This window comes from Yinghuangia aomiensis, from assembly GCF_039542225.1.
GTDB lineage: Bacteria > Actinomycetota > Actinomycetes > Streptomycetales > Streptomycetaceae > Yinghuangia > Yinghuangia aomiensis.
Genome location: NZ_BAABHS010000019.1, coordinates 99,097 through 122,290 on the forward strand (window position 1 = coordinate 99,097; position 23,194 = coordinate 122,290).

A 23,194-nucleotide genomic window follows, 5' to 3' on the forward strand; every position below is an offset into this window, starting at 1 on the left:
GTGACCGTATCCCAGCCCCCGATGTCAAACCGGCCCTGCCCGGTATACGACACGGAACGGCCGGGTGCCACTCGAACGGTAACGCGCACCCAACCGTTCCCGCTTCCCGGGCCGCTAACCCTGGCCGCTCCCGAACGGCGGCAGCAACGCGCCGGAAGCCCGTCAAGCCCGTGTCCGAGGGCCCGGCGCGGGATGGGTGTCCTCTACATCTTGAATCCTCGACCACCGCCCATAGTCTCTGATGGAGCGTCAGATCCGGTCGCCGACCGGAGGAGCCGGAAGGCGGGTCCGCAGGACATGGAGCATCGGGACGACCGCGAACGGGCCGGCGCGGACGCCGCGGCCGACGCCGACACCACCCCGCCGATCACCGACGCACAGCGGCGCACCGTGTTCGCCGGACTGCTCACCGCAATGTTCGTCGCCGCGCTCGCCAGCACCGTCATCACCACCGGGCTGCCCGACATCGCCGGTGACCTGGGCGGTCTCGACAAGGTCTCCTGGATCGTCGCCGGGCACCTGCTCACCAACTGCGCGACCACCCCGCTGTGGGGCAAGCTCTCCGACCTGTACGGCCGCAAGCCGCTCCTGCTCGTCGCCATCGGCGTGTTCACCGCCGGCACCGCACTGGCCGGAATTGCCACCGGCATCTGGCAGCTCATCGGCTTCCGGGCGCTCCAAGGCGCGGGCGTCGGCGGCATGATCACGCTGTGCCAAGCGGTGATCGGCGACATCATCTCCCCCGCCGAACGCGGCCGGTACCAAGGCTGGATCGGTGCGGCGTTCGCGTCGTCGACCGCGCTCGGCCCGCTGTTCGGCGGCGTCCTCGTGGACACCGTCGGCTGGCGCTGGTGCTTCTTCTCCATGCTGCCTTTCGCCGTCGGCGCGTTCGCGGTCATCCAGCGCAGCCTCACCATCCCCGTCAGACGCTCCCGGGTGTCCGTCGACTACCTCGGCGCGCTGCTGCTCGTGTCCGGCGTCAGCGCGCTGCTCCTGCTCATGTCCTTCGGCGGGCGGCGCTTCGCGTGGACGTCGGCGACCTCCGGCGGCCTCGCCGCCACCGCACTCGTGCTCCTCGCCGCGACCGCGCTGTGGGAACGGCGCGCCGCGGAACCGCTGTGGCCGCCGCGGCTGTTCCACAGCCGGTCGTTCGCCGCGCAGTGCGCCGCCGCGTTCCTCATGGGCACAGGCATGTACGTCTCGATGGTCTACCTGCCGCAGTTCTTCCAGCTCGGCCGCGGCTTCACCGCCACCCAGGCCGGCCTGCTCATGCTGCCGTTCATCGCCGCCAACTTCGCCGGGTCGACGGTGTCCGGACGCCTCATCGCCCGCACCGGACGCGTCAAGCTCTTCCCCATGATCGGCATGACCCTGTCCGCGGTCTCCGCGGCGGTCATGGCCTGGCAGGTGCTCGACCAGCCCGCCTACGCCCTGTGGCCGGCCATGGTCGTCGCGGGCATCGGCATCGGCTTCACCTCGCAGGTGCTGATCCTGGCCGCACAGGCCACCGTCGAGAAGCGCGACCTGGGCATCGCCACATCGTCGATCTCGTTCTTCCGCACCCTCGGCGGCACCATCTCCACCGCCGCGTTCGGCGCGATCATCACCCGCCGCTTCACCGACACCCTGCCCGGCACCCTCGCCGACCACCGGGTACCCGCCGACCAGGTCCCCCCCGGCGGCGCCGATTCCGCGCTCTCCGACCCGGAAAGCCTGCGCCACTACGCCGCACCGCTGCGGCACGCCTTCGAGGACGCCTACGCGCACGGCATGAGCGCCATCTACCTCGTCGTCGTGCCGTGCGTCCTGCTCGGCCTGGCCGCCACCGCGGTCATGCGCGACACCCGGCTCCCGGTGAAGCCGCGGCAGGCGGACGGCACCGGCGCCGGGACCGAGGCCGGTCCGGGGGCCGGCCCGGGCGCGGGTCCGGACAAGGAAGTACGCGCCGCGCCCTGACCGCGCCCCTTCAGCCGTGCAGAGTCGGTCGTGCAAAGTCGGTCGGGCAGAGTCGGTCGTGACGGGTCAGTCGTGACGGCTCAGTCCTGCCCCGGGAACAGCAGGAACCCGTCCGCGACCAGCGACCGCAGCGTGCCCGGCACCGCGTCGCGCAGCGCCACCCGTTCCTCGCCGAGCAGTTCCGCGATCGCGTCGACGATCGCGCCCGCGGTCAGCCGCCCGTCGCTCGCCCCGGCCAGCGCCGCGCCGACGGTATCCACCCGGTCCGCCCGGCACATGCCGCGCTGCTGCCGCAGCACCACGTACTCCGGGTCCTCCGCGCCCGGCTGCCCGGTCTGCTCCTGCAGCACCGCGGAGGCGAGCGTGAACGCGGTGTCCAGCAGCGCGGCGTCGTCCAGGCCGCGCAGCCGCTCCTGCCGCCCGAACCACGCCTCGATCTCCGCACCCAGCGGCTGCTCGACGGCGTGCGGCCAGTCCTCGATGTGCACGACCGGCCGGTCCGCACCCGACTTGCGCAGCGTGATCCAGCCGAAGCCGACGCCCTCGACACCGTCCTGTTCGAACGCATCCAGCCACGCGTCGTAGCGGGCCGCGTAGCCCGCGTCGTGGTGGTCGCCCGCGTCGCGGAGCCACAACTCGGCGTACTGCGCGGGATCCTGCACCTCGCGCTGCACCACCCACGCGTCGCAGCCGGTCGGCGCCAGCCACTCGCGCAGCCGGTCCTCCCAGTCCTCGCCCTTCACGTGCTGCCAGTTCGCGAGCAGCTGGCAGTAGCCGCCGTCGTTCAGGTACTCCGGGGCGCGCGCCACCAGGCGGCGGCAGATCTCGTCCCCGGGCATTCCGGCGTCCCGGTACGTGAACCGGCCCTTCGGCGAGATCACGAACGGCGGGTTCGACACGATCAGGTCGAACTTCTCGCCCTCCACCGGATCGAACAGGCTGCCCTCCGCCAACCCGACGTTGGACACCCCGGACAAGGCCATCGTCAGCCGGGTCAGGTCCAGCGCCCGCCGGTTCACGTCCGTCGCCGTCACCGCACCGGCGTGCCGCGACGCGTGCAGCGCTTGCACCCCGCAGCCGGTGCCCAGGTCCAGCGCCCGGCCGACCGGCTCGCGCACGGTGATCCCGGCGAGCGTCGTCGACGCCCCGCCGATGCCCAGCACGTGGTCCGGGCGCACCGGCCCGGACACGCCGCCGATCCCGCTGCCCAGGTCCGACACCACCCACCAGTCGGTGTCGGCCTCGCCGTAGGGCCGGATGTCGACCGCCGCGCGGACCTCGTCGCCGGTGCGCTCCAGCAGACCTCCGGCCACCGCCTCGTCGAACGGCAGCGCCGCCCGCGCCTGCGCATACGGCACCGGGGCCTGGAGCAGGAACAGCCGGATGAGCGTCGCCAGCGGGCCGCCGTCGCCGCGCAGCGACCGCAGCGCCGGAACGGTCTCGCTGCGCGAGAGCGCCCCGTACGCCTGCGGCCCGAGCGCGTCCAGGCATCCGTCGACGGTGTATTCGGCATCGGCCAAGGCGTCGCGGAGCCGGGCCACCTGAGAGGAGTCGTGCATCGTCACAGGATCATCCTGCCTCCTGCGCCGCCGGTTTCCGGACGGCGACGCAGCAGGACGGCGCACGGCCGCGCATGACGGTGCCTCAGGGGTACGGCACGGGCCGCCGGTTCGGGCCGGGCTCAGGACGTGGGGCTCGCCGATCCGGTCGGCGAGGCCGACCCGGAGCCCGACGGCGACGCCGAGCCGCTCGGCGCCGGCGAACCCGAACCGGACGGCGACGCCGAACCCGACGCCGCCGGGCTGCCCGACGCCCCGCCCGCCGGAGCGGCCTGCCCGGGCGCCGGGGACGACGCGCCGTCGGACGGCGCCGGGGCGGGCGAGGGCACGGTCGCCGCGCAGCCCGGGACCTTGCCCAGCGCCTTGCCCAGATCGCCGCGGTGCAGGTTCTCCAGCGCGGTCCGCGTGCTCGTGCCGTACTTCGTGATCTCGGGGTCCAGCGCCTTCAGCGCCTCCGCGAAGGTCTTCTGGTCGGTGGTCGGCAGGCTCTCGAACGCCGACCGCAGGCTCATCCAGCCGGTCGCCGCGGCCCGCAGCTCGGCGCTGACCGCGGCCCGCTGCGCGCCGCCGTTCTTCACCTTCGGGTCGCCCGCCTGGTCGAGCGTGTTGGCGAGCGCGGTGTCCGCCTCGGCGAGCTTGGTGACGTCCGCCGCGAGCCGCGCCTTGAGCGCGTCCGGCGTCTCGCCCTTGACGACGCTCGCCATATCCGCGAGCGCGCCCTGCGACGCATCGATCTTGCCGGTGACCTCGGCCGTGCACACCTTGTTCGCCCAGGCGGCGAGTTCCTTCTCGTTCTTGTCCCCGTCGCCGCCGCTGCTGCATCCGGCGGCCGCCGTCAGCACCGCGGCCAGCACCGCACAGGCGGCCAGTTTCGCCGGGGTCGTCCTCGCCACGCGTATCTCCGTGTGTCGCTCCGCCGGGCCCCGCACGCCGCGCAGGGCCGCGGAACCCGCCCGGTGCTCCTGCCGCCCGGGCACGACGAGGGTGGCACACGGCGACGACGAAGGGCGACGCGGTGTCCCGCGCCGCCCTTCTCCGCCACCCCGGCGGCAGGCCGCCACCGCGGCCCGACACCGTTTCCCGCTACCGGATTTCGCTCCCGTGGAGCGCCACCGGACTGGTCAGCTCGCGACCGGTTCGGCTTCCTTCGTCTCGTGGTCGGAGCTGCCGACCGCGATCGACTTGCGCTTGCTCCACCACACCGCGCCGACGATGACCAGGATCGCCACGATCGCGATCAGCGCCCGCAGCGGGCCGCTCGCGTGCTCGCCCAGCGTCAGCTTCACCACCGCGGGGGCGATCAGCAGCGACACCAGGTTCATCACCTTCAGCAGCGGGTTGATCGCCGGGCCCGCGGTGTCCTTGAACGGGTCGCCGACCGTGTCGCCGATGACCGTCGCCTCGTGCGCGTCGGAGCCCTTGCCGCCGAACGTGCCGTCCTCGATGGTCTTCTTCGCGTTGTCCCAGGCGCCGCCGGAGTTCGACAGGAACACCGCCATCAGCGTGCCCGCACCGATCGCACCGGCGAGGTACGCGCCCAGGGGCGCGATGCCGAGCGCGAAGCCCACCGCGATCGGGGCCATCACGGCGAGCAGACCGGGCGTCGCGAGTTCCCGCAGCGAGTCGCGCGTGCAGATGTCGACGACCCGGCCGTACTCGGGCGTCTCCGAGCCGTCCATGATCCCCGGCCGGGTGCGGAACTGCTCGCGCACCTCGAACACCACCGCGCCCGCCGCCCGCGACACCGCGTTGATCGCGAGACCGCTGAACAGGAACACCACGGCCGCGCCGAGGATCAGCCCGACGAGGTTGTTCGGCTGGGAGATGTCGAGGTTGAACGACAGCCCGGTCAGCAGCGACATGCTCTCGTTGGCCTGGACCCCGACTTGGGCCCGCGCCGTCTCCACCGCGTCCCGGTACGACCCGTACAGCGCCGTCGCGGCAAGCACGGCGGTCGCGATCGCGATGCCCTTGGTGATCGCCTTCGTGGTGTTGCCGACCGCGTCCAGGTCGGTCAGGACCTGCGCGCCGTCGCCCTCGACGTCGCCGGACATCTCCGCGATGCCCTGCGCGTTGTCGGACACCGGGCCGAACGTGTCCATCGCGACGATCACGCCGACCGTGGTCAGCAGGCCGGTGCCGGCCAGCGCGACGGCGAACAGCGCGAGCATGATGATGCCGCCGCCGAGCAGGTACGCGCCGTACACGGCGATCGCGATGAGCACCGCCGCGTACACCGCGGACTCCAGGCCGAGCGAGATGCCGGACAGGATGACCGTCGCCGGGCCGGTCAGCGACGTCTTGACGACGTCCTTCACCGGGCGCCGCGACGTCTCGGTGAAGTAGCCGGTGAGCTGCTGGATGACCGCCGCCAGCACGATGCCGATGAGCACCGACACCAGCGCGAACACCCGCGGGTCGCCGGAGTGGTCGAGGATCGCCCGGCCCGTGGCGGTGGTCTCGTTGACGCCGTCCAGCTTCGCGAACGAGTCCGGCAGATAGGCGAACGCGGCGATCGCGACGAGCGCGAGCGACACCACCGCGGAAATGAAGAAGCCGCGGTTGATCGCGGTCATCCCGCTGCGGTCGCCGCTGCGCGGCACGACCGTGTAGATGCCGAGCACCGCCGTGATCACGCCGATCGCCGGGACGAGCAGCGGGAACACGAGGCCCGCGTCGCCGAACGCGGCCTTGCCGAGGATGAGCGCGGCGACCAGCGTCACCGCGTAGGACTCGAACAGGTCCGCGGCCATGCCCGCGCAGTCGCCGACGTTGTCGCCCACGTTGTCCGCGATCGTCGCGGCGTTGCGCGGGTCGTCCTCGGGGATGCCCTGCTCGACCTTGCCGACCAGGTCGGCGCCGACGTCCGCGGCCTTCGTGAAGATGCCGCCGCCGACACGCATGAACATCGCCAGCAGCGCGGCGCCGAAGCCGAAGCCCTCCAGCACCTTCGGCGCGTCCTCGCGGTAGATGATCACCACGAGCGCGGCGCCGAACAGGCCGAGCCCGACGGTGAACATGCCCGCCACGCCGCCGGTGCGGAACGCGATGCGCATCGCGTTGTGCGAGCCTTCCGGCCCGTGGCCGGCCCGGGCCGCCGCGGCCACCCGCACGTTGCTGCGGACCGCGAGCCACATGCCGGTGTAGCCGGTCACCGCGGAGAAGACCGCGCCGACGAGGAAGAACAGCGACCGGCCGATGCGTTCGTTCATGGTGTCGGCCGGCAGCAGCATCAGCAGGAAGAACACCCCGACGGCGAAGCCGCTCAGGGTGCGGAACTGCCGGGTCAGATACGCCGAGGCGCCCTCTTGGACGGCGCCGGCGATGCGCTTCATGGTGTCGGTGCCCTCGTCGGCGGCGAGGACCTGGCGGACCAGGCCGGCCGCGACCGCGAGGGCGCCCAGCGCAATGACCGCGACCACCACGACGTACGTCAGATCACTCCCGGCGACTTCCGGCGAGTTCGCGGCGGTGACGGTGGCGGACAGTTGTTGGAGCCCGGACATGCGTCCTCCTAGACGACGGACACGTCCGTACCGGAGGGGGCAGGCCTTCGGTGATCCGACCCGGAGAACTCGGACCCGGCAGCGGGCGCATCGCGAGGGACGTTTCGGACAGGCTGCTCAGACAGGCGCTAGACGATCTTTGTAACGATCTTTGTGACGAATGGAGTGTAAGCAAATGATCAAGAACACACCATTGGAATCTTCATGATCATATCAAATTGCCTATAAAATAGCCGCGCTTTCCGGCGTATCGGGCATTACGCCGAACACCGAGGTTTGGTCGCGCCGAAGCCCGCCCCCACGCGGGTCGCACACGGGACTTCCGAACAAACGCGAACGGCGGACCGCCCTCATTCGGGCGATCCGCCGCAGCGGGAAATTCACTCGTCAGGGTGCCGCCGTTTGGTCTCCCGGCTTCCCCTTCTCGGACGGCCACGACATACGGATCCGGCCGCCGTCGGCACCCGCCCGCACATCCAGTTCGTCCACCAGGCCGAGAATCACGGCCAAGCCCAGATCGCTTTCCCCGATATCCGCCGCCGCGCCGTTCCCGGAGCCGAGCAGGTCGCCGGTCGCGCCTTCGGCCTGCTGCGGGACGGCATCGCGCACCTCGATGGAAAAACGCCCGTCGCCGTCGTCGAGCATCACCGTGACCGGCTCGTCGCTGCCGGTCTGCTGGGTGAGGCCCACCGCGCGCAGGCACGCCTCGCCGACCGCGAGACGCACCTCGTCCAGCACGGACTCGGCGACACCCGCCCGGCGGGCCACGGCCGCGGCGACAAGCCGCGCCGTTCGGACGTGCTCGGGCAACGCGGTGAAGCGCAGCTCGACGATGGCCATAGATCCCCCAGCCGTACGTGCCGACGATCCGACCGGTGGGCTGTCCGGTTCGAAGCGCTACCTGGATGAGCGGTGGCGGAAGGAAGAAGCGCCGCCCGCCGACGGGCGGACGGCGCCACCGCCCTCAGTCCGTCGCGGCGACCGCTTCGGCCACCGACGCGTGGATGGGGAACACCTTGGTGAGACCGGTGATGCGGAAGATCTTCAGGATGCGCTCCTGAGTGCACACCAGACGCAGCGAACCCTCATGCGCACGCACGCGCTTGAGACCGCCAACGAGGACACCCAGACCCGTAGAGTCCAGGAAATCCACGCCCTCCATGTCCACGATCAGGTGGTAGCTGCCGTCGTTGACAAGCTCCACCAATTGCTCGCGCAGTTTGGGGGCGGTGTACACATCGATCTCGCCGCCCACCTCGACGACCGTACGGCCGCCCTCGGTTCGGGTCGACAGGGACAGGTCCACGGATCCTCCAGCACCTTGCTATCGAGCGGTCGCCCCCCAAGGATCGGCAGCCGCCTAGGCATTCAACCACTTATGGGCGCTACAGGACGATGAATCCCACGACATTGGATGCAAGACTGATGCCCGATGCCGCCCACTCCACGCCCCCAGGACAACCTGCTGGACCGCTTGCTCGCGGCCCACGGGCGACCCGATCGAGTGACACACGTCCGGCGCATCCCCGCACGGCGGGGACGTCCGACCGAGTGGCCCGAATGGGCGCGCCGCGAAGTCGTGGACGCTTTCCGGGCGGCCGGTATCGACCACCCGTGGGAACACCAGGCACGTGCCGCATCGGCAGCCGCGTCGGGCCGGTCCGTGGTGTTGGCGACCGGCACCGCCTCGGGCAAGTCCATGGCCTACCTTCTGCCGGTACTCACCGCCCTCTTGGAGGGTACCCGGGCTCCGAACGGCCGGGGCGCCACCGCGCTGTATCTGTCACCCACGAAGGCCCTTGCGGCCGACCAACTTCGCGCCGTGGACGCCTTGCGCGCCGCGGAAACCGGCCTTGACGCGGTCCGCACCGCGACGTACGACGGCGACACGCCCGCGGAAGTCCGCCGGTGGGTCCGTGCCCATGCCGCCTATGTGCTCACCAACCCGGACATGCTGCACCGGTCGCTCTTGCCGGCGCACCGGGCGTGGTCGGCGTACCTCAAGGCACTCAAGTACATCGTGATCGACGAGTGCCACACCTACCGCGGAGTATTCGGCTCGCACGTCGCGCAAGTCCTGCGCCGGCTACGGCGGATCTGCCGGCGCTACGGCGCCGACCCGGTGTTCGTCCTGGCCTCGGCGACGGTGTCCGACCCGGCCGCGGCTGCGGCGCGGCTGATCGGCAGCGAGCCGGCGGACGTCGAGGAGGTCACCGACGACGCGTCCCCCCGGGGCGGGCTCACGTTCGCGCTGTGGGAGCCGCCGCTGACCGACTTCAAAGGCGAACGCGGGGCACCCGTCCGGCGTACCGCCACCGCGGAAGCCGCCGACTTGCTCGGTGATCTGGTGCTGGACGGCGTGCGCACGGTCGCCTTCGTGCGGTCGCGGCGCGGCGCCGAGGTCGTGCGGGTGATGGCGCGGGACCAGCTCGAACGCGTCGACCCCGGGCTCGCCGACCAGGTCGCCACGTATCGTGCGGGATATCTGCCGGAGGAACGGCGGGACCTGGAACAGGCACTGCACGACGGCCGGTTGCGCGGGGTCGCGGCGACGACGGCGCTGGAGCTGGGTGTGGACATCTCCGGGCTCGACGCGGTGCTGATCGCCGGGTACCCGGGGACGCGGGCGTCGCTGTGGCAGCAGGCCGGGCGCGCGGGACGGGCCGGACAGGAAGCACTCGCGGTGCTGATCGCGCGCGACGATCCGCTGGACACGTTCCTGGTGCACCACCCGGAGGCGCTGTTCGACCGCCCGGTCGAGGCGACCGTGCTGGACCCGGACAACCCGTACGTGCTCGCCCCCCACCTGTGCGCGGCCGCGGCCGAACTGCCGTTGGAGGAGGACGACCTGCCGCTGTTCGGACCGGTGGCGGCGCCGCTGTTGCCGGGGCTCGTCAAGCGCGGGCTGCTGCGGCGGCGGACCACGGGCTGGTACTGGACGAGCCCGGAGCGGGCCACCGACCTGACGGACATCCGCGGAGCGGCGGGCGCCGCGGTGCGGGTGGTGGAGGACGGCACCGGGCGGGTGCTGGGGACGGTGGACGGGTCCGCGGCGTACAGCGCGGTGCACACCGGGGCGGTGTACCTGCACCAGGGCGAGACGTACCTCGTACGCGAACTCGTCCTCGACGACGCGGTGGCGCTCGTGCGGCGGGCCAACCCGGACTGGACGACGTCGGCGCGGGAAAAGACCGACATCCGGGTGCTGGACGAGGTGCGGTCGGAAGCGTGGGGGCGGGCCCGGCTGTGCTTCGGGTCGGTCGAGGTGACGTCGCGGGTCGTGTCGTACCAGCGGCGCCGGATCCTCACCGGGCAGATTCTCGGCGAGCACCGGCTCGACCTGCCGACGCAGTCGCTGCGGACCCGGGCGGTGTGGTGGACGGTGACGCCGGAGCAGGTCGCCGAGGCGTCGATCGACGAGGCCGACCTGCCGGGGGCGGCGCATGCGGCCGAGCACGCGTCGATCGGTCTGCTGCCGCTGTTCGCGACGTGCGACCGGTGGGACATCGGCGGCGTGTCGACCGCGCTGCACCCGGACACGGGGCTGCCGACGGTGTTCGTGTACGACGGACACCCGGGAGGCGCGGGATTCGCCGAACGGGCGTACGCGACGGCACCGCGGTGGCTGCGGGCGACGCGCGAGGCGATCGCGGCTTGCGAGTGCGAGTCGGGGTGCCCCAGTTGCGTGCAGTCGCCGAAGTGCGGGAACGGGAACCATCCGCTGGACAAGGGCGGGGCTGTGCGGTTGTTGGGGGGGTTGTTGGAGGGGGTGGGGTAGGTGCGACAGGCTTTGCGACCCGGCTGCTGTCGGGACGGACTTCGGGCCCACCCCCAACCCCCGACCAGGTTGAGCTTCGGTCGGGAGAGCCCCACCCCCACCCCCTCCGCCGTTTGTCGCGTGCCATCGGCGGCGCGTGCCGATGCGTCTGGCGCCGGTGCGGCGACAGGTTCTGTGAGGGCGGGGTGCGTGGCCCCACCCAGAGGTGAGGCCACGCGTGCCGGGGGGCATCCCCGATATGCCGTGTTCCCGGCTCGGCTGCGCTTTTAGGCCCTCCCCCGTGCGGCCATGAGCGCGTGGTCGTCGTCCGCGGACTCGGCGCCAACTCGCCGGTCTGTGCGGGGCAACGCCATGGCAACGACGCAACGCGTCCGAAGGACACGCGAGTTGTCGCCGATTCCGAAAAGCAACCCTCACCCCCGGCGCGCGCCGGGATGTGTGCGCCGGAGCTTGCGGGGGCGCACGAGACCGCCGTGCGCTTCGTGTGTCGATCACCAGTTCACCTCCGGACGGGTCAGGCGGCCCTAGGCAGGGCCGGCGCGTGCCGCGACGCGGGGTGCGCCGAACGGCTCGAGCATCGGGGGCGGCGGGAACTCGGCGACGACGTCGACGAATTCGCCGTTGATCACACAGGCGGTCAGCGTCGCTCCCTGGCGCGCGGCGATGTCCGCAGCCACGGCGCACGCCCGTGACGCGCCCTCGTCGAGGCGCGCTGCGGCGGCCAGCGCGGCCGCGTCGGACGCCGCCGCCGCGCGATGACGGGTCGCGACGGCCGCGGCCATGCCCAGCGCGCCCGTGGCCACGAGCACCGGCAGCAGCGACCACACCGCCATCCATACGGTCGCGGAGCCGCGGTCCCGCGGCAGGCGGGTCACGGCGTCGTCGCCTCCTCGGCGGCAACCGCCGTGTGGGAGACGGGGATCCGCAGCCGGGACAGTGGCCCCGGCAGGGGAATGACCGTCTCCACGCGGAAGCTGATCTTTCCTCCTTCGTTCGTCGCGACAATGCGGGCGGACTTCGGTGCCACCGCCGCCGCGGCGGCCCGTGCGGCGTCGGGTGACTCGCCTCGCGCCGCCGCCCGAGCACCGGACTGGGCGGCGTCGATGCAGCGGACTTGGGCCGCGGCGGCGACGAGGCCCGTGGCGAGGCCGAAGACCAGGACCACCAGAGCGGGGAGCGCCATGGCGGTCTCCGCGGTCACGTAGCCGGACTCGGACCTCGGCCGACGCCGCAACGGCACACGGCGGCGCGCCCGAAGCCCGTCAGAAAGTTCCATTGAGGGCCTTGGTGATCACCGCGGCCAGCGCGGCCGCGACCGAGTCGCCGGTGACGACCTTGAACAGCACGCTGCCGAAGGCGACCGCGGCGAGTGTGCCGACGGCGTACTCGGCTGTGGACATGCCGTCGTCGCCCCGGAGGCGGCGCAACGCACCTGGGCCGCGCAGACGCCGCCATCCCACGAACGTCACCCCGAGCCGTCGCCGCAGCGCCACCGCATGACCGCCGAGCCACCGGCGGGTGGCGCGGATCATGGGGCGGGCCCCGGCGATTGCCTTCCCTCTCGCGCTCGACGTGTCGGGCAGGCTCGCCGTGCCGGTCGTGGCCTTCACCGGGTTGGCAGGGTTCACAGACATGGATTTCTCCTTGAGATCGAAAGGCATCGAGCGATCCGGGACGCCGCAGGCGCGCGTCACGTCCCGGACAGCAGGGGTCCCGCGAGGCCGATGGCGACAGGGACGACGCCGATCAGCAGGAACGCGGGCAGGAAGCACACGCCGAGCGGCAGCGTGGCGCGTACCGACGCCCGCCGGGCGGCCGCGGCGAAGTCGCGGCGGCGCCGGGAGCGGTAGTCGTCCGCGATACGGGCGATCCGCTCGGCCGGCGGCGCACCGCCGATGCCGGAGCGAGCCAGGGCTCGAGCGAGTACCGCGAGTTCCCGGTGCTCGGCGAGCGCCATCCAGCATCGGGCCGGATCGCCCCCGAGCCGGATCGCCGCGGATGCGGAGCGCAGCTCCGCGCCGAGCGGTCCGCCGACGGCGGTCGCGACCGCCGCCACGGCGCCGACCGGCGCGGCGCCTGCCAGCAGGCACGCCGCCAGCAGGTCCGCGGCGGTGGGCAGATCGGCCACCAGCCGGGCACGGCGCCGCCGGGCTGCCGCCCGAGCCTCGGCCTTCGCCAGGTAGGCGTTGGCGGCGCAGGCGACCACCGGGGCCGCCGCACAGCCCCGTATCCTGCCGACGAACAGCCCGACCACCAGACCGAGCACGACGCAGGTCGCATACCGGCGCACGCGCGCATCATCGGGCCGAGACGGCGGACCCGCACGGGTTGTCGGCCCGGTCGGCGCCCGTTCCCCTCCACCGCGCGCCGCGGCCGCACCCGCACCCGGTATCGCCAGCAGCACGGCTGCCGCCGCCAACCCCGTGGCCGCGCCGCCCACCATCACCCCGGACACGGCGACCTCCGGGCGTCTTCGGCGATCCGCTCCGTCCACACCAGTCCCCCGGCGAGCAACGCCAGCCCGGCACACAGCACCGCGGCCCCCAGCGGAGTACGCCCCAGCACGTCGAGCGGTGCCGCGCCCATGCCGGTGCCCAGCAGTACGCCGAGCAGCGGGAGTCCGGCGAGGAGCCGGGCGGTGGCCCGGACGCCGGCGAGTTCGGCTTCCAGCTCGCGGTGGCCCTCGTCGTCGTTGCGCAGCCCCGCGGCGATGCGGTCGAGGGCCGCGGCGAAGCCGGCCCCGCGTTCCGCGGCGATGCGCCAGCACGCCGCGATCCGGGCGAGCGCGTCGGCGCCGGGTTCCCGCGCCGCGGCGGCCAGGGCGCCGGGGACGTCCCCACCCGCCCGAACCACCGCCGCGACCTCGCCGAACAGCCTGGCCGCCGCACCGTCGGCCGCTTCCGCCGCGGTGCACAACGCCTCGCCAGGCGGGTGCCCGGCGCGCAGCTCACCCACCATCGTGGTGGCGAACTCCGCGACGGCACAGCGTGTTTCGATCTCCCGCCGCGCGTCCCGGGCATGACGCCGCAACCGTGCCACGAACCCGGCGATCGGGACCGACACCAGCGTCGGCACAATGCCGCCCAGAGCCATCGAGGCGGCCACCCCGAGCGCCGGAATCCCGGCCAGGATCCGCAGGTCCGGGTGTCCGCGTATGGCCACCAGCCGCGCTCGGCGACCCGCAGGAATCGACGACCGCGACACCGGCACCTGCAAAATGTGCACAGCCTCGATACGCGTCCGCCCCACGCGCACGCCGCCGAGCATCACCGCCCCGGCCACCGCCGGCGGGACCACCGCGAACAGCATCGGCTCCGAGATCGCGTTCACTCCCGCCACCACCCGTCCACCAGCGCCCGCAGCTGCGGGAATCCGGCTCCGCGGTGCTCGCTTCTGCGGTCGTAGACGACGGCCGGGACAGACCGCACCCAGCCCTGCGCGTCCCGTTCCAGGATGTGGATCTCCGCGACCATCCGCAGGCCGTCGCGCGCCCGGGTCAGGTGCACGACGACGTCCAGTGCCGCTGCGAGTTGGCTGTGCAGGGCGTCGCGGCTGAGTCCGGCCAACGCACCGAGTGCTTCGAGCCGGGCCGGGACGTCGTGCGGCGAGTTCGCGTGGACGGTGCCGCAGCCGCCGTGGCCGGTGTTCAACGCGGCGAGCAAGTCGGTGACTTCGGCGCCGCGTACCTCCCCGACCACGACCCGGTCGGGGCGCATGCGGAGCGTCTGGCGGACCAAGTCGCGGAGGGTCACCGCACCTGCGCCCTCGACGTTCGGCGGCCGAGCCTCCAGGCGCACGACGTGCGGGTGGCGCGGGTCGAGTTCCGTGGAGTCCTCGACCACCACGACGCGTTCGGCCGGATGCACGGTGCCGAGCAGCGCGCCGAGCAACGTGGTCTTCCCGGTGCCCGCGCCGCCGGAGACCAGGAAGCCCACCCGCGACGACACGACCGCACGCAACAGCTCGGCACACGCCGGCGACAGCGTCCCGGACGCGACCAGGTCGCCAAGGCCGAGCGCGATGCGGCGCGGCACGCGCAGCGACAGGCAGGTGCCGCGCACGGCGACCGGCCGGAGGACGGCGTGCAGCCGGGTCCCGTCCGGGAGTCGGGCGTCGACGTACGGGGCGGCGTCGTCGAGACGGCGCCCCGCCGCGGTCGCCAGGCGCTGCGCGAGCCGCCGCACCGCGGTGTCGTCCGGGAACGTGACGGCGACGCGTTGCGGCCCCGCGCCGCGGTCCACCCAGACCTCGTCCGGGCCGTTGACCAGGACGTCGGTGACGTCGTGATCGGCCAGCAGGACGTCCAGCGGTCCGGCGCCGGTGATCTCCGAACGCAGAGTGCGGAGCACCGCCAGGACCGTGGCGTCGCCGAGGACCCGGCCGTCGGTGCGGAGTACCTCGGCGACCGCCGCGTGGGTGGGGTCGCGACCGTCGGCCGCGAGCCGATCGCGGACGTCGTCCACAAGCTGTGGATCGAGCGCGGGTTCCGCGACGGCTTCGGCGAAGACCGGACTACCGACCCGCGGCGGCGCGCCCGGCCTCGGCGGTCGGCGGCCGAGCGGTTCGGGATTCGACCCGGGCGCCGGTGCCGAACCCGGGGGCGGCTCACCCGCCGCCCCGTGGCCGACGGCCGCGGGGGGTGACGACGGAACGGCGAAGGACCGTGCGGGGAAGACCGGTGCCGCGCACGATGGCCGAAGCCCGGAGGGAGCCGCCGCCGAGGCAACGGGAACGGGAATGGCAGCGGGCAGAACGAGGCCGGGCAGAGCAGTCATGGGGAGACTCCGAGATTCGCTGGAAGGAAGCGCGCCCGCACACGTGCGGTCACGCAGGAGATTCGCGATCTCCGCCGCGCTGCAGCGGAGATTCGTCGGAACGTTCCGACGGGCGCTCGGCGTGCCGCCTTCTGCCGTGCCCGGGTTGCTTGCGGCATCGCCGAGCACGGGCAGCACGAGGCCGACGTAGGTCGGCGAGACCGCCGACAAACGGTGCCCACACCAGCCGATCGCGGACGCCGGAACCGCCGCGGTTCGACGGGTCAGCGGGTCAGCGGGTCAGCGGGGCAGCGGGGCAGCCACGCCACCGCGGGAACACCGCGAGATCGAGCGCCTTTTCGCGGTGGGAATGGCCGCTAACGCCGGCTCAACGCATCGGCGCCTTCGTCCACACCCCCACGCCGACCCAAGCCACCCCACCCACCGCCACACACAACCCGCGCCCTCACCCCGGAGCCCCCCTCACGCCGCCCACCCCCGCTCCGCCGCCACCGCCGCAGCCTCCGCCGCCAGGAACTCGCGGCAGAACCGGCTCAACGGCCCCTTGCGTCCGCCGGGTACCGCGCCTTCCTCGACGGCTTCGGTCAGTCCCGGTTCGGGGCGGAGTTCGCCGGCCAGCGGAAGACCGGCGTTCGCGGCGATCTCGTCCGCAGGCAGCCTGGACGGCGAAGGTCCACGGACGACCGCGCGCAGGTCGGCCACCACCGGCCGCAACCACTCGGCGACGTGCACCGCGGCGGCCACCGCGCGGAGTTCGGCGGGGATGACGACGAGCCCGAGCACGCATTGGCCGAAGGCTTCCTCGGCCGCGGGGTCCGGCCTGCGGGGTATGTCGACCACGGTCAGGTCGTGGCGCCGCCGGAGCGCGGACACGATCGCCCGGGTGGCCTCCTGGGGCACGCCGGGCCCCGGGCCGCGGTCCCAGGACAGCACGGTAAGGCCGTGCAGCCGCGGCAGTGCGGCGGACAGCGCGCCGCCGTCCACCCGGCCGCGTGCGCCGGCCAAGTCCGGCCAGCGCAGCCCCGGCTCGGCCTCGCCGCCCAGCAGGATGTCGATGCCGCCGCCGAACGGATCCGCGTCCACCAGCGCCGCGGTCCCGCCGCCCCGTGCCGCGGTGACGGCGAGCGCGCAGGCCAGCGTGCTGGCGCCGGCGCCGCCGCGGGCGCCGACCACGGCGATCCCGAGCGCGGCGGCGCCGGTGCCGTCCGCCAAGTCGGCGAACCGGTCGGTCAGCCACGCCTCGGCATCCGGCAGGAAGACCACGTGGTCGGCGCCGACCACGACGGCGCGCCGCCACACGTCCGCATCGTCCAGATCGGCGCTGACCAGCACGACGTCTTTGCGACGCGGCAGCCCGAACGACGCGACGCCGTCCGCGAGGTCCGCACCCACCACCACGAGTGGGCTCACCACCCACCCCTCGCACGCGAGTTGCGGTTGCGGCACGATCTCGGGCTCGACGTTCGCCACCGCGCACATCCGCAGCAGCTCGTCCAGCAGCCGCACGTCCGCGGTGACGACGAGCGGCCGGCCGAGGCCCGGCGGGCAGACAGGCGAAGGTGCCGACATGAGAACTCCCCCGAGGTTCCGGTCCCCGGCCGCGCCCCTGTGCGCAGCTCCGGAAGGACCGAGCACCACCATGACCGATCCGCCGCGAGCCGCGAGGCCGAGAAGCGGCAACCATCGGAAAGTTGTGGATAACTCCCGCTTGTGGATAACGAAATCACTCGTACGAAGGATGGTTGCGTAGCGATCGAGTGGTTATCGGCGATCGGCGAACCGGAAAACACCCGTCTTCCGGAGCACACCCGATTGGCACCTGAACTCGAAGAAACCCCCCGGAAGTTGGCACAAAGTACGGACACCCCCTCGCACCCGCCTTCGGAATCCACAGCACCGCACGGGCGCACGAAGGCCCCGCCGCGCGGCACGTCGCGGATCGGGACAGGGCGGGGCAAGGGAGGGAATTGGGCACCACGAGGGGACGAGTCCGAGGTCCGGGGCCTCGCGCGCCGCCGGCCGCCGCGGCCTCGCGCCGCGTGACCCTGCGCACAGCATCCGACAGACGTGGGTGTGGTGGTGCGGATGTGCGTCCCGAAGCCCGACGAGGCAGACGTGCCGGTGGTTTTGGCCGGGAACGCCGAGTGCGCCAGGAGTCCCGGAGCGGTCCGCCGAAGCAGCCGCGGCAGGCGCCCGGACAAGGGAGCCGGAGCCCCGCCCGCACCCCAGCCGCCAACCCCCGTCGGAACTCAACCGGAACGAGGCATTGCACCTACCGCCGTGGGGTAGGACCCCCGCAGGAATCGCCGCGGACCCGCGGCCGGACAAGCGACGACCCCCGCCGGGGGGGAGAGCGGGGGTCGTCTCCACGGCCGACTCGGGGGGGGGGGGAGGAGTCGGACCGGGTTAGCACGGTCGCAGAACGATCCGTGGCTTCCAGGATGTACCCGAGAGCCTTCTCGGGCAAACCCGCATGCCTGAGTTTACGCCGAATGGCGGCGCCTATCCTCGACTACGTGGAAAACCACGGAGCCAAGCGGACCGCAGCGTTCTTCGATCTCGACAAGACCATCATCGCCAAGTCCAGCGTGATGGCGTTCAGCAGACCGTTTCACCAGGGCGGCCTGATCACTCGCCGTGCCGTGCTCAAGAGCGCGTACGCGCAGTTCGTGTTTCTCGTCGGCGGCGCCGACCACGACCAGATGGAGCGGATGCGCGAGTACCTGTCCGCGCTGTGCCGCGGCTGGGACGTTCAGCAGGTGCGCGAGATCGTCGCGGAAACCCTGCACGACATGATCGACCCGATCATCTACGACGAAGCCGCGTCGCTCATCGAGGAGCACCACGCGGCCGGGCGCGACGTCGTCATCGTCAGCTCGTCCGGTGCGGAAGTCGTGGAGCCCATCGGCGAGATGCTGGGCGCCGACCGGGTGGTGGCGACCCGCATGGTGGTCGAGGAGGGCCGCTACTCGGGCGAAATCGACTTCTACGCGTACGCGGAGAACAAGGCCGCGGCCGTGCGCGACCTCGCGGCGAGCGAGGGCTACGACCTGTCGCGTTCGTACGCCTACAGCGACTCCGTCACCGACCTGCCGATGCTGGAGGAGGTCGGGCACCCGTACGTCGTGAACCCCGACCGGGGGCTGCGCCGCGAGGCGGTGGCGCGCGGCTGGCCGGTTCTGACGTTCGACCGGCCCGTGCAACTGCGGCAGCGCGTCCCGTCGTTGCCCGTGCCGTCCCGGTCGGTGCTGGCGGCCACGGCGATCGCCGCGGGTGCCACCGCCGCCGGGCTCGTCTGGTACGCGGCCAAGCGCCGGCGCTGACCCGCCTGGACGCCACCGGCCGGATCCGGACACGTCCGCGGCGGAACGCACGCCGTGCGCAACCGTCCGGACAGCTCCGGAATCCGGCCGGGACGGGGCGGACCACGCCCGGAACCAACCCGCCCAAAAGGTAAAGATCTTGGGCGAAGGGTTCCGTGTGTACCGGTAACGAAGTAGAAAGGCATCAGCGGCCCGCAGACGACCGCCGGGAGAAGTGGCGACACTTCCCGAGGCGGGCGGCCCTACGGACCCAGCACGACACCGGGAACCCACGCGCGACCGACCCTCGTACGGGCCGCACGCGCCGGACGACCGGGGCTTCGCGGCCCCGGGCCGGCCGTCACCAAGGTGCACGCACTGGTACCCCGATGAACGTGCCGAGTGGCGGCGTCCCTCCCCCGTGGACGCCGCCCCTTTCGTGTCCGGAAATCGCTCACGCGGGATGCTCGCGCACGGCGGCCGGAAACGGCCTAGATGCCGCGCATGACCGCCTCGCAGACCGCGACGCTCTCACGCGCGCCCAACGTGACGGCTTCCGCGCAGTGTTCGATCCACCCGGCGACCCCTTCCGGAGTTCCGGAGACGTAGCCGCGCAGGGCCTTCTCGTAGGTGTCCGGGCCGAGGTCGAGGTGCCCGACCTCGGGCACGACCGCCGACTTGGGGTCGAGGCCGCGGGTGATGAGCACAAGACGCTGCGCGGCGCGCGCGACGAGGCCGTTGCCCCAGACGAACGGCTGCAGCGCGAGGATCTCGCCGTGCACGAGCGCCGCGACGACGAGCGCGGGGGCGTCGCTGGGGGCCAGCAGGAGCCGGGCGAGGCCGTCGAGTCGGGCGGTGACCTCGTCGGCGGCGGGCAGCGGCCCCGGGTCGGGGCGCACCTCGACGGTTTCGCCGGCGAGGCGGGGGCGGCCGAGCGCGTCGTGGTCCACCACGTCGGCGGCGGCCACCACGTGCAGCCGGGCGAGGACCTGGAGCGGACTGCGCCGCCACACGTCGACGAGGGTGGGGTACTCGGCGGAGACCCGCAGCGCGCCGCCGACGATGCCGGCTTCCCGGTCGGCCGCGCCGCGCGAGTAGTCGGTACGGCGGCGGAGTTCCTCCAGCGACCAGTCCGCGCCCTCCAGCGCGGCGCTCGCGCGGGCACCGCGCAGGGCGGACTCGGCGCTGATCTCCGGGCTCTTGCGGCGCATCGTGCGGTGCCGCAGCAGGCCGTCGACGGCCTTGCGGGCGGATTCGACGGCTTCGGGCACGCCGGGCAGCGCGGCGACGGCGGCGAACGGGTCCTGGCCCGAGGATGCGGTACTCACGCGGCCGACCCTACGCGCCCCGCGCCACCGGGGTCCGCCGGGCCCGCACCGGAGTGCCGGACAGGACACGGAACGGCCGGAAGCAGTCGCGCCGATCACCGTCCGACTTGACGCGGACACGCACCGCAACGGAGGATCCTTGTCGAAAACGATTGTCACTCCCGAGAAGACGGGAGGCGGCAGCGATGCGGCAACTGGAAGGACGGCACCGGTGAAGATCGCGTTCGTCGGCAAGGGCGGCAGCGGCAAGACCACCCTCTCCTCGCTCTTCGTGCGCCACCTCGGCGCGGCACAGCTGCCGGTGCTGGCGGTGGATGCGGACATCAACCAGCACCTCGCGGTGGCCCTGGGCTTCAGCGAGGAGAAGGCCGCGGCGATCCCGCCGCTCGGCGGCAACCTCGGGCTGATCAAGGACTACCTGCGCGGCACCAACCCGCGGATCGGCTCCGCGGACGAGATGGTCAAGACGACGCCGCCCGGCCGCGGGTCGCGGCTGCTGCGGCTGGACGAGGACAACCCGGTCTACGACGCCTGCCGCCGCCCGGTCGGCAGTTGCTGCAGCGGTATGCGGATCATGGCGACCGGCCCGTTCCAGGAAGGCGACCTGGGCGTCGCGTGCTACCACTCGAAGGTCGGCGCGGTCGAACTCCTGCTCAACCACCTGGTCGACGACCGCGACGAGTACATCGTCGTGGACATGACCGCGGGCTCCGACGCGTTCGCGTCCGGTCTGTTCACGCGCTTCGACATGACGTTCCTGGTCGCCGAGCCGACCCGCAAGGGCGTGAGCGTCTACCGGCAGTACCGCGACTACGCCCGCGACTGGGGCGTGGCCCTCGCGGTGGTGGGCAACAAGGTGCAGGGGCCGGACGACCTGGCGTTCCTGCGCGAGCACGTGGGTGCGGACCTGCTGACCTGGGTGGGCCAGTCGGAGTTCGTCCGCGAGGTCGAGAAGGGCCGTACGCCGGACTTCGCGGCGCTGGAGCCGGACAACACCGCCGCGTTGGAGCGGATGCGCGAGGCGGTCGACGCGACGTTCGCGAACCGCGACTGGGCCCGCTACACCGAGCAGATGGTCGAGTTCCACGTGAAGAACGCGCACAGCTGGGCGAACGCCCGCGCGGGTGTGGACCTGACCGCGCAGGTGGACCCGGAGTTCGTGCTCGGCCCGGCGGCGCTGGAGGCCGAAGGGGCGGCGACCCCCCGCGGCTGACCACCGCGGCGGCAAGCGCCGGAAACGCCACCGGGCGGGCCCGCGAAAGCGGACCCGCCCGGTGCTGTCGTACCGTCGGTCAGTTTTCCTTCCGCACCGGCGGCTGCTGCGTGTAGGGCGCCGAGCCGGCCGGCGGCACCGGGGCGTTGCCGCCGGTCACGGTCGCCCAGTCGGCGGGCGCCGTGCCGACGTTGAGGCCCTGGAGCTTGGCGACGACCGCCGGGTCCTGCGCGTCGATCCAGTCGACGAACTGGCGGAACGAGACGCAGCGGACGCCGTCCTTCTTGCACACCGCGCGCATGGTGTTCTCGACGGCGGTCATGTAGACGCCGCCGTTCCACGTCTCGAAGTGGTTGCCGATGAACAGCGGGGCGCGGTTGGTCGTGTAGGCGCGGTTGAAGCCGCCCATGTAGAAGTCCGTCGCCTGCTTCTCCAGTGCGGGCCACTGCGACTGCGGCGCCTTGGAGTTCGCGTTGGTCTGCTCGGCCATGATGTTGTAGTCCATCGACAGCTGGGACTTGGTCGCGCTGCCCGGCCACGGGAGCGACTGCAGCGGCAGGTCCCACAGGCCGTCCATCTTGCGCGGCCACACCTGGAGGCCGCCCGGCGAGCTGGCGTCGTAGCGCCAGCCGTACTGCTTGGCCGCCTGGATCAGGTTCTTCTGGCCTTCCAGGCACGGGGCACGGCCGCCGATGAGTTCCTTCTTGTAGTCGAAGGGCAGCGACGGGATGTCCGTCCAGCCGGAGTTGGTGCGCCAGTTCTCGACGAACGAGTAGGCCTGGTCGATCTCCTTCTTCCAGTCGTCGACCGACCAGCTCTTGCCGCTGGTGGACGAGTTGCAGAAGTGGCCGTTGAAGTGCGTGCCGACCTCGTCGCCTTCCAGCCAGGCCTGGCCGAGCTGGGTGATGGTGGCGCGCTCGTTCTTGTCGTAGAGGAACTCGATGTCGGAGGCGCCGGGGCCGTGCTTCGGGCCCTGGTACTTGGCCTTCTGCGACTCGGGGAGCACGTAGATGCCGGAGAGGAAGAACGTCATGTTGGCGTTGCTCTCGCGGGCCACCTTGCGGAACCGGGAGACCAGGTTGACGCCGTCCATCTCCGCCGCGCCGTCCCAGGAGAACACCACGAACTGCGGCGGTTTCTCACCGGGCTTCAGCTTCTCGACTTTGGGCTGGTGCGGCTGCGGGCCGGTATCGCTGGTGGATCCGTCGCCGATCGGCTTGCCCGGCTTGCTGCCCTCGCTCGGCGTGCCCGAGGGATCGCCGGAGGCCGAACTCTGGTTCTTGCTCGACGAGGCGCCTTTGTCGTCACCGCTCTTCGCGAAGACCACGAAGCCTATGGCTGCCAGTACCGCAACGACGACCAGGACGGCGGCACCTCGGACAGAACGCACAGTTCACCTCAAAGCAGACGGGACCGCACGGTCCGGGACGGATGTGGTGCGACTACCTGTCAAAACACACGCACCACAGGGCCGCTCGGTTGCATGTGCCTCCCAACGACCACGCGCACCTACCCGGACCAAAGCGATCCATAGCGGACAGGGCATGTGAAGCGAGACACACATCCGCAGCAGTCTTTCAGTCCTTGCTCGGCTGCCGCTCGAAAGCGCCTCGCCCACCGCCGCAATGGTCAACTCGCGCCCGCCGCGAAGGACACGGGCCGCCTCAAACCGTTTGTTTCACCCATTCGGATGGGCTTTTTACCGTTTCTCGATGAGAAACTGAAGGTAGCGTAAAGACTACTTAGCGCAATCTTGGGGCTTTGCCCACAAGGCGCC

The 23,194-nt window shown here is 72.3% G+C and carries 18 protein-coding genes; 4 read left to right on the forward strand and 14 right to left on the reverse strand.

Annotated features, from left to right (window positions below):
* Positions 1 to 297 precede the first annotated feature (297 nt).
* A complete protein-coding gene (locus tag ABEA93_RS25530) occupies positions 298 to 1,956 on the forward strand; it encodes an MDR family MFS transporter (RefSeq protein ID WP_345678103.1) in 1,659 nt (552 codons plus the stop codon).
* Positions 1,957 to 2,036: 80 nt separating this feature from the next.
* On the opposite strand, the gene ABEA93_RS25535 is transcribed toward ABEA93_RS25530, so the two are convergent.
* The 5 genes from ABEA93_RS25535 to ABEA93_RS25555 form a co-directional block, all read right to left on the reverse strand.
* Positions 2,037 to 3,515, reverse strand: a complete 1,479-nt coding sequence (locus ABEA93_RS25535; RefSeq protein WP_345678104.1) for a DUF7059 domain-containing protein — start codon at positions 3,513 to 3,515, stop codon at positions 2,037 to 2,039.
* Between the two features lie 122 nt (positions 3,516 to 3,637).
* Positions 3,638 to 4,408 (reverse strand): hypothetical protein, encoded by a 771-nt coding sequence (locus tag ABEA93_RS25540; RefSeq protein ID WP_345678105.1) that lies wholly within the window; start codon positions 4,406 to 4,408, stop codon positions 3,638 to 3,640.
* A 228-nt stretch (positions 4,409 to 4,636) separates the two neighbouring features.
* Complete coding sequence (locus ABEA93_RS25545; protein WP_345678106.1) at positions 4,637 to 7,021, reverse strand: sodium-translocating pyrophosphatase; 2,385 nt, start codon at positions 7,019 to 7,021, stop codon at positions 4,637 to 4,639.
* 387 nt (positions 7,022 to 7,408) lie between these two features.
* A complete protein-coding gene (locus tag ABEA93_RS25550) occupies positions 7,409 to 7,861 on the reverse strand; it encodes an ATP-binding protein (protein WP_345678107.1) in 453 nt (150 codons plus the stop codon).
* 124 nt (positions 7,862 to 7,985) lie between these two features.
* Positions 7,986 to 8,327, reverse strand: coding sequence for an STAS domain-containing protein (locus ABEA93_RS25555; protein ID WP_345678108.1), 342 nt, complete (start codon positions 8,325 to 8,327; stop codon positions 7,986 to 7,988).
* A 126-nt stretch (positions 8,328 to 8,453) separates the two neighbouring features.
* Here ABEA93_RS25555 and ABEA93_RS25560 point away from each other — a divergent pair, with 126 nt between their 5' ends.
* Positions 8,454 to 10,799: a DEAD/DEAH box helicase gene (locus tag ABEA93_RS25560; protein ID WP_345678109.1), complete on the forward strand. Its 2,346-nt coding sequence runs from the start codon at positions 8,454 to 8,456 to the stop codon at positions 10,797 to 10,799.
* A gap of 524 nt (positions 10,800 to 11,323) precedes the next feature.
* Here ABEA93_RS25560 and ABEA93_RS25565 read toward each other — a convergent pair.
* The 7 genes from ABEA93_RS25565 to ssd form a co-directional block, all read right to left on the reverse strand.
* The gene (locus tag ABEA93_RS25565) at positions 11,324 to 11,674 is read right to left on the reverse strand and encodes an Rv3654c family TadE-like protein (RefSeq protein WP_345678110.1); all 351 of its coding nucleotides are present in this window, start codon (positions 11,672 to 11,674) and stop codon (positions 11,324 to 11,326) included.
* The gene (locus tag ABEA93_RS25570) at positions 11,671 to 12,075 is read right to left on the reverse strand and encodes a TadE family type IV pilus minor pilin (RefSeq protein ID WP_345678111.1); all 405 of its coding nucleotides are present in this window, start codon (positions 12,073 to 12,075) and stop codon (positions 11,671 to 11,673) included. The genes ABEA93_RS25565 and ABEA93_RS25570 overlap by 4 nt, the downstream gene beginning before the upstream one ends.
* Complete coding sequence (locus tag ABEA93_RS25575) at positions 12,062 to 12,433, reverse strand: DUF4244 domain-containing protein (protein ID WP_345678112.1); 372 nt, start codon at positions 12,431 to 12,433, stop codon at positions 12,062 to 12,064. The genes ABEA93_RS25570 and ABEA93_RS25575 overlap by 14 nt, the downstream gene beginning before the upstream one ends.
* Before the next feature lie 56 nt (positions 12,434 to 12,489).
* Positions 12,490 to 13,089, reverse strand: a complete 600-nt coding sequence (locus tag ABEA93_RS25580; protein WP_345678113.1) for a type II secretion system F family protein — start codon at positions 13,087 to 13,089, stop codon at positions 12,490 to 12,492.
* A 152-nt stretch (positions 13,090 to 13,241) separates the two neighbouring features.
* The gene (locus tag ABEA93_RS25585; protein ID WP_345678114.1) at positions 13,242 to 14,129 is read right to left on the reverse strand and encodes a type II secretion system F family protein; all 888 of its coding nucleotides are present in this window, start codon (positions 14,127 to 14,129) and stop codon (positions 13,242 to 13,244) included.
* Positions 14,126 to 15,262: a TadA family conjugal transfer-associated ATPase gene (locus ABEA93_RS25590; RefSeq protein ID WP_345678115.1), complete on the reverse strand. Its 1,137-nt coding sequence runs from the start codon at positions 15,260 to 15,262 to the stop codon at positions 14,126 to 14,128. Before ABEA93_RS25590 ends, ABEA93_RS25585 begins: the two co-directional genes overlap by 4 nt.
* Positions 15,263 to 16,036: 774 nt before the next feature.
* Entirely contained in the window at positions 16,037 to 17,143 is a 1,107-nt protein-coding gene (gene ssd / locus ABEA93_RS25595) for a septum site-determining protein Ssd (protein WP_345678116.1), read from the reverse strand.
* Between the two features lie 935 nt (positions 17,144 to 18,078).
* Here ssd and ABEA93_RS25600 point away from each other — a divergent pair.
* Entirely contained in the window at positions 18,079 to 18,897 is an 819-nt protein-coding gene (locus ABEA93_RS25600; protein WP_345678174.1) for an HAD family hydrolase, read from the forward strand.
* A 470-nt stretch (positions 18,898 to 19,367) separates the two neighbouring features.
* Here the strand turns inward: ABEA93_RS25600 and ABEA93_RS25605 are convergent, their stop codons facing one another.
* Positions 19,368 to 20,204 (reverse strand): Fic family protein, encoded by an 837-nt coding sequence (locus ABEA93_RS25605; protein ID WP_345678117.1) that lies wholly within the window; start codon positions 20,202 to 20,204, stop codon positions 19,368 to 19,370.
* A gap of 211 nt (positions 20,205 to 20,415) precedes the next feature.
* Here ABEA93_RS25605 and ABEA93_RS25610 point away from each other — a divergent pair, with 211 nt between their 5' ends.
* Positions 20,416 to 21,417, forward strand: a complete 1,002-nt coding sequence (locus ABEA93_RS25610) for an ATP-binding protein (protein WP_345678118.1) — start codon at positions 20,416 to 20,418, stop codon at positions 21,415 to 21,417.
* Positions 21,418 to 21,496: 79 nt separating this feature from the next.
* On the opposite strand, the gene ABEA93_RS25615 is transcribed toward ABEA93_RS25610, so the two are convergent.
* Positions 21,497 to 22,807, reverse strand: a complete 1,311-nt coding sequence (locus tag ABEA93_RS25615) for a polysaccharide deacetylase family protein (protein WP_345678119.1) — start codon at positions 22,805 to 22,807, stop codon at positions 21,497 to 21,499.
* Positions 22,808 to 23,194: the final 387 nt, after the last annotated feature.